General features: G+C 69.8%; 8 protein-coding genes. 7 read left to right on the plus strand and 1 reads right to left on the minus strand.

The window, feature by feature from the left end; genetic code table 11:
• The first annotated feature begins 140 nt into the window (after window positions 1-140).
• The 7 genes from A5727_RS16285 to A5727_RS16315 all read left to right on the plus strand — a co-directional run bounded on the left by A5727_RS16285 (window position 141) and on the right by A5727_RS16315 (window position 7,499).
• Window positions 141-1,709 carry a long-chain-fatty-acid--CoA ligase gene (locus tag A5727_RS16285; protein WP_068251464.1) on the plus strand — a complete coding sequence of 523 codons (1,569 nt, stop codon included), beginning with the start codon at window positions 141-143 and terminating at the stop codon, window positions 1,707-1,709.
• Complete coding sequence (locus A5727_RS16290; protein ID WP_068251467.1) at window positions 1,706-2,680, plus strand: o-succinylbenzoate synthase; 975 nt, start codon at window positions 1,706-1,708, stop codon at window positions 2,678-2,680. The genes A5727_RS16285 and A5727_RS16290 overlap by 4 nt, the downstream gene beginning before the upstream one ends.
• Window positions 2,681-2,743: 63 nt before the next feature.
• Window positions 2,744-3,733 carry a GlxA family transcriptional regulator gene (locus A5727_RS16295; RefSeq protein ID WP_068251470.1) on the plus strand — a complete coding sequence of 330 codons (990 nt, stop codon included), beginning with the start codon at window positions 2,744-2,746 and terminating at the stop codon, window positions 3,731-3,733.
• Between the two features lie 45 nt (window positions 3,734-3,778).
• A complete protein-coding gene (locus A5727_RS16300; protein WP_068251473.1) occupies window positions 3,779-4,528 on the plus strand; it encodes a DJ-1/PfpI family protein in 750 nt (249 codons plus the stop codon).
• On the plus strand, window positions 4,528-5,313 hold the full coding sequence (locus A5727_RS16305; protein WP_068251482.1) for an alpha/beta fold hydrolase: 786 nt from the start codon (window positions 4,528-4,530) through the stop codon (window positions 5,311-5,313). The genes A5727_RS16300 and A5727_RS16305 overlap by 1 nt, the downstream gene beginning before the upstream one ends.
• 12 nt (window positions 5,314-5,325) lie before the next feature.
• Window positions 5,326-6,981 (plus strand): 2-succinyl-5-enolpyruvyl-6-hydroxy-3-cyclohexene-1-carboxylic-acid synthase, encoded by a 1,656-nt coding sequence (gene menD, locus A5727_RS16310; protein ID WP_068251485.1) that lies wholly within the window; start codon window positions 5,326-5,328, stop codon window positions 6,979-6,981.
• The gene (locus A5727_RS16315) at window positions 6,978-7,499 is read left to right on the plus strand and encodes a DUF3592 domain-containing protein (RefSeq protein ID WP_068251476.1); all 522 of its coding nucleotides are present in this window, start codon (window positions 6,978-6,980) and stop codon (window positions 7,497-7,499) included. The genes menD and A5727_RS16315 overlap by 4 nt, the downstream gene beginning before the upstream one ends.
• Here the strand turns inward: A5727_RS16315 and A5727_RS16320 are convergent.
• The gene (locus A5727_RS16320) at window positions 7,474-8,115 is read right to left on the minus strand and encodes a DsbA family protein (protein WP_197507679.1); all 642 of its coding nucleotides are present in this window, start codon (window positions 8,113-8,115) and stop codon (window positions 7,474-7,476) included. The genes A5727_RS16315 and A5727_RS16320 overlap by 26 nt on opposite strands.
• Window positions 8,116-8,403: the final 288 nt, after the last annotated feature.

The following is an 8,403-nucleotide window of genomic DNA, read 5'->3' on the forward strand; positions in this document are numbered from 1 at the left end:
GGGGCCCCCCCCCCGCGCCCCCCCCCCCCCCCCGCCCCCCCCGCGGGGGGCCGGGGGGGGGGGTGGGGGGGGGGGGGGGGGGGGGGCGCGCCCCCCCCCCCCCCCCAAAACCACGCCGGGGCATGGCAAGCTCGTGCGCCATGGAGACTCAAGCACCTCGGCCGCAGTTCCTCGACGACCGCCTGGCGCATTGGGCCGCGCACACGCCCGACGCCGAGGCCATCACCTACCTGGACCGCACCTGGACCTGGGCTCAGTGGAATGACCGGGTCCGCCGGCTGGCCGGCGCGTTGACCGCGATGGGCATCGGGCGCGGTGACGTCGTGGCGTTCCTGGACAAGAACCACCCGGCCTGTGTGGAACTGACGTTCGCCGCCGGATCCCTTGGTGCGGCCACCGCGGTGGTCAACTTCCGGTTGGCCGCCGACGAACTCGACTTCGTCCTCAACGACTCCGGCGCCAAATTCCTGGTGGTCGGAGCCGAACTCCGGCCGGCGATCGACGCCATCGCCGACCGGCTGCCCGCGGTGACGCGCATCGTCACGGTCACCCCCGACGGCGACGGCGACGAGTACGAACAACTTCTGGCCGACTCCGCGCCCGTGGGTCGCAGCGCAGGCACCGATCCCGAGGACACCGTGTTGATCATGTACTCCTCGGGCACCACCGGCCGCCCCAAAGGCGTTGAGCTGAGTCACCGCAACCTGATCGCTCACACCATCAACTCCCACGACGGGTGGGTCTTCGACGACGGTGACAAGAACATGGTGTCCATGCCGCTGTTCCACGTCGGCGGATCGTCCTACGTCCAGGTCGGTATCCACGACGGCGTCCCGACCGTGATGACGCGTGAGGTGGACGGTGCCTCGCTGGCCGGAGCCATCCTGGCCGGCGCCAACCGCACCTTCCTGGTCCCCGCGGTGCTGGCCATGGTGCTGTCCGCGGGGGAGGACGCCATCAAACTCTTCGGTGCGCTCAAGACCTTCACCTACGGCGCCGCACCCATGCCACTTCCGCTGCTGCGCGAAGCGATCAGATATTGGCCGGACACCGATTTCCGGCAGGTGTACGGCTTGACTGAGGTGTGCGGTGTGGTCACCGTGCTGGGGCCCGAGGAGCACCGCGATCTCGACCACCCCGAGCGGCTGGTGAGCGCGGGCAAGCTGTCGCCCCAGGTCGAACTTCGGGTCGTCGATCCCGACACCGGCCACGATGTCCCCACCGGTGCGCAGGGCGAGTTGTGGTTCCGCACACCGCAACTGATGAAGGGCTACCTCAACCGTCCGGATGCCACGGCCGAGGCGATCACAACCGACGGGTGGTTCCGCAGCGGTGACATCGGCCGCGTCGACGACGACGGGTACATCTACGTCGAGGACCGGTTGAAGGACATGATCATCTCCGGGGGAGAGAACATCTACTCGATCGAGGTGGAACGCGCACTGGCCGAACATCCCGCCGTCACCGAGGTCGCCGTCTTCGGTGTGCCCGACGAGAAGTGGGGCGAGGCGGTCAAAGCCGTTGTGGCCCTGGAGAACCCTGTGGACCCGGCCGAACTCATCGACTGGTGTCGGCAGCGGTTGGCGCACTACAAGTGCCCCAAGTCAGTCGACGTCCTCGACGCCCTGCCCCGCAATCCCACCGGCAAGATTCTGAAGCGGGATCTGCGCAAGCCGTTCTGGGAGGGCCGCGACCGGGCCACGGTGTGATCCCCGCACTCGAGGAGCTTCTGGAGCGCATCCACGTCGTGGTGCTGCCCATGCGGGTCCGCTTCCGCGGGATCACCGAACGTGAGGTCGCGCTGATCGACGGCCCCGCCGGGTGGGGTGAGTTCGGTGCCTTTCCCGAGTACGACGCGCCCGAGGCCGCGGCATGGCTGAACTCGGGAATCGAGGCGGCCTTCGTGGGTGTTCCGCCACCACGCCGGGATCGCGTGGCGATCAATGCCACGGTGCCGGCCGTACCGGCCTCGGCGGTTGCCGACGTCCTGGCGCGCTTCCCCGGCGCGCAGACCGCCAAGGTCAAGGTCGCAGAACCGGGCCAGACCCTGGCCGAGGATGTGGCACGGGTCGAGGCCGTGCGGGCCCTGGTGCCTGTCGTGCGGGTGGACGCCAACGCGGGATGGTCGGTCGACGACGCCGTGGCCGCGATCGGCGCGCTGACCGCGAACGGCCCGCTGGAGTACGTCGAACAGCCCTGCCGGACCGTGGCCGAGTTGGCCGAGGTGCGTCGCCGCGTCGGCACCCCGATCGCCGCCGACGAGAGCATCCGCCGGGCTGAGGACCCCCTGCACGTCGTGCGCGCCGGCGCCGCGGACGTCGCGGTGCTCAAGGTGGCGCCGTTGGGCGGGGTGTCGAGCATGCTGCGCATCGCCGAGCAGATCGACATCCCGGTGGTGGTCTCCAGCGCACTGGACTCCGCGGTGGGCATCGGACTCGGGGTGCGAGCCGCCGCGGCACTGCCCACGTTGTCGCACGCGTGCGGTCTGGGCACCGGCGGGTTCTTCATCGAAGACGTGGTGGATCCCGCCGATGCACCGACCCCGGTCGACGGGTTCCTGCCGGTGCGGACGGTGGTGCCCGACCGGGCGCGGTTGACGGCGCTGCGGGCGCCCGCACCGCGGCGCGACTGGTGGCTGCGGCGGGTGCGGGACTGCCACGCGGTGCTCACGGCCCGTTGATGTCCTGATCTGTGGGGTGCATGGCATAGACGCCATGCCGGGTGCGGGGTCACGATTGAGCGCATGCGGCGATCGGTGGTGCTCCTGGCCTACCCGGGCATTCAGTCGCTCGACCTGGTGGGCCCGTTCGAGGTGTTCCATACGGCCGGGCTGGTCCTGGCCGCGCGGACAGCACCCGCCGGAAACCCACCGGCCGGAAACCCACCGGTTGGATATGACGTCGCCGTGGTGTCCCAGGGTGGCGCGGCGATCCGCACCGACAGCGGGTTGAGGCTGGCCGCCGATCCACTGCCGACCGGACCCGTCGACACGCTGGTGCTCCCCGGCGGCGGCGGCACGGTCGCGGTCCGTGACGATCCCGACCTGATGAGCTGGATCCGCGAGACGGCGCGCGGTGCCCGTCGCGTCGTGAGCGTGTGCACGGGCGCGTTCCTGGCCGCGGAGGCCGGTCTGCTCGACGGCTGCCGTGCCACCACACACTGGGCGTTCGCCGACCGGATGGCCGAGGAGTACCCGGGGATCGACGTCGACCCCGAACCGATCTTCGTGCGCAGTTCCGAACGGGTGTGGACCGCGGCAGGCGTGACAGCGGGCATCGACCTTGCGCTGTCGCTGGTCGAGGACGACCACGGCACCGACGTGGCGCAGACCGTGGCCCGCTATCTCGTGCTCTATCTGCGCCGCCCGGGCGGCCAGACGCAGTTCGCGCCGCCGGTGTGGATGCCGAGGGCCAAACGGTCACCCATCCGCGAGGTGCAGGAGGCCATCGAGGCCCATCCGGGAGCCACGCACACCGTCGCCGACCTCGCGCGGCGCGCCGCGATGAGCCCGCGGCACTTCACCCGGGTGTTCACCGACGAGGTCGGGGAGGCCCCGGCCACCTACGTCGAACGCATCCGCACCGATGCGGCCCGGCGCCTGCTCGAACAGACCGACGACACCGTGGTGGCGATCGCGTCCCGGTGCGGGTTCGGCACCGCGGAAACCATGCGCCGCAACTTCGTTCGTCGCATCGGCGTCTCACCCGACCAGTACCGCAGACAGTTCGCCTGACCGGAAGCTTTACCCGAACCACATCGGAACCACAAAGGAGTCCCCATGACCCAGATCGCGATCGTCCTCTATCCCGACTTCACGGCGCTGGACTTCATCGGTCCCTACGAGATCCTGCATCGACTGCCCGACACCGAGGTTCGCTTCGTCTGGCATCAGACCGGCCCCGTCACCGCGGATTCCGGTGTCCTGGTGATCGGTGCCACCCACACGTTCGAGGAGACACCCGCACCCGATGTGGTGCTCGTGCCGGGCGGGCCCGGCACCGTCGAGGTCGCCAGGGACGAGAAGGTGCTCGCGTGGCTGCGCGGCACCCACCGCACGGCGGCGTGGACGGCGTCGGTGTGTTCGGGTTCGGTGGTGCTGGCCGCCGCGGGCCTGCTCGACGGCAGACGCGCCACGTCGCACTGGTCCACCCTGCCGGCGCTCAAGATGCTCGGTGCGGTCCCGGTCGGCGACGAACGCGTGGTGCACGAGGGCGACATCGTCACCGCCGCAGGGGTGTCGGCCGGGATCGACCTGGGCCTGTGGCTGGCCGCGCAGCTGGGGGGAGTGGACCGAGCCAAGGCCATCCAGCTGGGTATCGAGTACGACCCGCAGCCGCCGTTCGACTCGGGGCACGTGTCGAAGGCGTCCGCGGCGACCAAGGCCACCGCGGCCGCGCTGCTGGGTAAGGACATGGTCAAACCCGCTCTGCTCAAGGCCAGCACGCTGCTGCTGTGGGGCCGCGCGATCGACGTCGTGCGAGGCAGGCGACGCGGGCGGCAGAAACGCTCCGCTACCGTGGGCGGGTGATCAATCTCGCCTACGACGACCGCGGCAAGGGGGATCCGGTCCTGTTCATCGCCGGTCACGGCGGTGCGGGCCGCACCTGGCACCTGCATCAGGTCCCGGCGTTCCTCCGGGCCGGGTTCCGCACCATCACATTCGACAATCGGGGCATCGGCGCCACCGAGAACGCCAACGGTTTCACCACCGAGACCATGGTCGCCGACACCGCGTCCCTGATCGAGGAGTTGGTCGGCGGTCCGACGCGGGTGGTCGGGGTCTCGATGGGTGCGTTCATCGCTCAGGAGCTGATGCTCGCGCGCCCCGAGCTGGTCAAGCAGGCCGTGCTGATGGCGACCCGCGGCCGCCACGACCGCACGCGGGAGTTCTTCCGCCGCGCCGAGGAGATCCGGCTCGACGCCGGCGTCGAACTGCCGCCCGAGATGGACGCCAAAATCCGCATGCTGGAGAACTTCTCGCCCGCCACCCTCAACAACGACCGCGTGGCCGGGGACTGGATCGAGATGTTCACCATGTGGCCGGTCAAGGCGACACCGGGCAACCGGTGCCAGTTCGACGTCAAGCCCGAGGGCAACCGACTGGCGGCCTACCGCGCCATCACGACCCCGACCCTGGTGATCTCCTTCGCCGATGATCTGGTGCTGCCCCCGCACCTCGGCAAAGAGGTGGCCGACGCCATCCCCAAGGCCCGCCACCTGCAGATACGTGATGCCGGACACCTCGGGTTCATCGAGCAGCCCGATGCGGTCAACAACGCGATGCTGGAATTCTTCGGCCGCCTGCCCATGTGACAGAGTGTTGTGGTGAACCCATCGACCGCTCAGGCGCGCATCGTCGTCGATGAGTTGATCCGCGGCGGGGTTCGGGACGTGGTGCTGTGCCCGGGCTCACGCAACGCGCCGCTCGCGTTCGCGCTGGAGGCCGCCGACCGCGCCGGTCGGCTTCGGCTTCACGTGCGCATCGACGAGCGCACGGCGGGCTACCTCGCCATCGGACTGGCGGTCGCAGCGGGTGCACCGGTGTGCGTCGCGATGACGTCCGGCACGGCCGTGGCCAACCTGGGACCCGCCGTCATCGAGGCCAACTACGCGCGCGTTCCGCTGATCGTGCTGAGCGCCAACCGGCCCTACGAACTGCTGGGCACGGGTGCCAACCAGACCATGGAACAGCTCGGCTACTTCGGCACGCAGGTTCGGGCCAGCATCAGCCTGGGCCTGGCCGAGAATGCGCCGGAGAAGATGGCCGCCCTCAACGCGCAGTGGCGCTCCGCCACCTGCCGTGTCCTGGTGGCCGCCACCGGTGCCCGCAGCGGCAACGCCGGCCCCGTGCAGTTCGACATCCCGCTGCGGGAACCGCTGGTGCCGGACCCGCGGCACGTCGACGACGCGGAGGCGGCCGACGTTCCGGAGGGCAGGCCCGACGGCAGGCCGTGGACTTACACTCCGCCCGTCTCATTCGATCAGCCGTTGGACATCGACGTCACTCCCGACACCCTGGTGATCGCGGGGCACGGCGCCGGCGCGCACCCCAACCTGGCGGCGCTGCCGACCGTCGCCGAACCGACGGCACCGCAGCCGGCCAACCCCCTGCATCCGCTGGCGCTGCCGCTGCTGCGGCCCGCCCAGGTCATCATGTTGGGTCGGCCGACCCTGCACCGCCCGGTGTCGGCACTGCTCGCCGACCCGTCGGTGCCGGTCTACGCCCTCACCACCGGCCCGCGCTGGCCCGACGTCTCGGGCAACTCGCAGGCCACCGGCACCCGGGCGGTCGTCTCTGGCACCCCCGCCGCGGCGTGGCTGCAGCGCTGCGCCGAGGTCAACCGGCACGCCGTCGATGCGGTGCGCGGCCAGCTGAGGACGCACCCGTTGACCACGGGTCTGCACGTCGCGGCCGCGGTCGCCGACGCGCTGCGCGACGGGGATCAGCTGGTGCTCGGTGCGTCCAACCCGGTGCGCGACATTGCGCTGGCCGGCCTGGTGACGGCGGGCCCGCGCGCGATCCGGGTGCGGTCCAACCGCGGTGTCGCGGGTATCGACGGCACGGTGTCAACCGCGATCGGCGCCGCTCTGGCACATGACCGCTCGGGTGGCCGGACCGTGGCGCTGATCGGCGATCTGACGTTCGTCCACGACAGTTCGGGGCTGTTGATCGGGCCCACCGAGCCCACTCCGCAGAATTTGACCATCGTGGTGTCGAATGACAACGGCGGCGGCATCTTCGAACTGCTCGAGCAGGGCGACCCGCGGTTCTCCGATGTCTCCTCGCGGATCTTCGGCACACCGCACGACGTCGATGTGGCCGCGCTGTGCCGGGCGTATCACGTCGAGTGTCAGCAGGTCGAAATCGACGCCCTGGCCGCTGTTCTCGACGAACCGCACGCCGGTATGCGGGTGCTGGAGGTGAAGGCCGACCGATCGTCGCTGCGGCAGCTGCACGCGTCGATCAAGGCCGCGCTGTGAGACTCGACCGCAGCCAGCTGGCGCAGCTCCTGCCGCGCAGGCCCGACGGGGTCGTCGACTCGACACCCCGAAAAGTGTTGCGGTGGAGCAAGGTCGGCGTGTGGATCGCGGTGTTTGTGGTGACCCTGCAGTCGGTGCTGTTGGTGGCCGGGGCGTGGCGCAACGACCGGCAGATCGAGGGGAACATGGGGGTGGCGCAGGCCGAGGTGCTCAGCGCGGGCCCGCGCCGGTCGACGATCGAGTTCGTCACGCCGGACCGGGTCACCTACCGTCCCGAACTGGGTGTGCTCTACCCCTCCGAACTGGCCACCGGCATGCGGATCTACGTCGAGTACGACAAGGACGATCCCGACCTGGTCCGGGTACAGGACCGCACCGCTGCGCTGGCGATCATCCCGGCCGGATCGATCGCCGTGGTCGGTTGGATCGTGGCCCTGGCCGCGCTGATCGGGATCGTCGCGATCGAACGGCGCCTCGATGCGGCGGGCGCGCTCAGGCTTGGCGCATCAGGTCGTTGAGCCAGTCGTCGTCGGAGATGTCGATGACGCTGTCGTCGTTCAGGTTGTAGACCACCGGGGTGTGCACATCGCCCTCGATCGCTAGGAGCAGTTCGGCGTTGACGTCGGTCACCTCGTCGGGATCGACGGTGCTGCGGCCGAAGCTGATGGCCTCGGACACGGTCGTGGACAACCCGGCAGAGGTCGCCATCCTGGCGAAGTCCTCGTTGGTGTATCTGCTCAGGGCCAGGCTCTGATTGGCCCACAATTCGGAGACGAACGCCTGGAACTGCCCGGCCAGCGTCGCGGGATCCACCGCCAGGAACAGCGCGTCGACCACTGCCGCGGAGTAACCCGGGCGGCCGAGGTCGAGGAACGTCAGCGGCCGGTAGGTGACCGCCAGGCGCCCGGATTCCAGGTGGCCCCTGAGCTCATCGCCGAACTTGAACTGCAGGGTCGCGCAGTGCGTGCACTGCGGTTCGGCGTAGATCTCGATGCGCACCCCGGCGTCGGGGGAGCCCGCGACGATTCCGCCGCCGTCGTCGGACATCGTGACGCCGGGGCTGTTCAGAACGGCGGTGGCGGTGCCCTCGACGGCGGTACTGCAGCCCGTGGCCAACACAGCTGACACAGCCACGGCCACTGCCGCCACGATCCAACGCATGCCGCCCCTTTCGGTTCTGAAGAAGATACCCCGGGTGTTCCTCTGTGCGCCGAGACTGCTGCGGCTGTGAGAAGTCCGGTGGGATTTCGCGGTCTCAGCGGTCTCGGTGAAGTTTCTGAAATCCTCTGCTGCCCGTGGTCTTTCGGGTCCCATTTTTGTCGGTGGGTGCTGGTTGACTGGGGTCATGTCGATCATGGCGTTCCCCGAGGAGGCGGTTGAGCCGCTGGTCGGTGATCGATCGGGCGCGTTGTTCGAGGAGTT

This window comes from Mycobacterium sp. ACS4331 (genome assembly GCF_001667265.1).
Lineage (GTDB): Bacteria > Actinomycetota > Actinomycetes > Mycobacteriales > Mycobacteriaceae > Mycobacterium.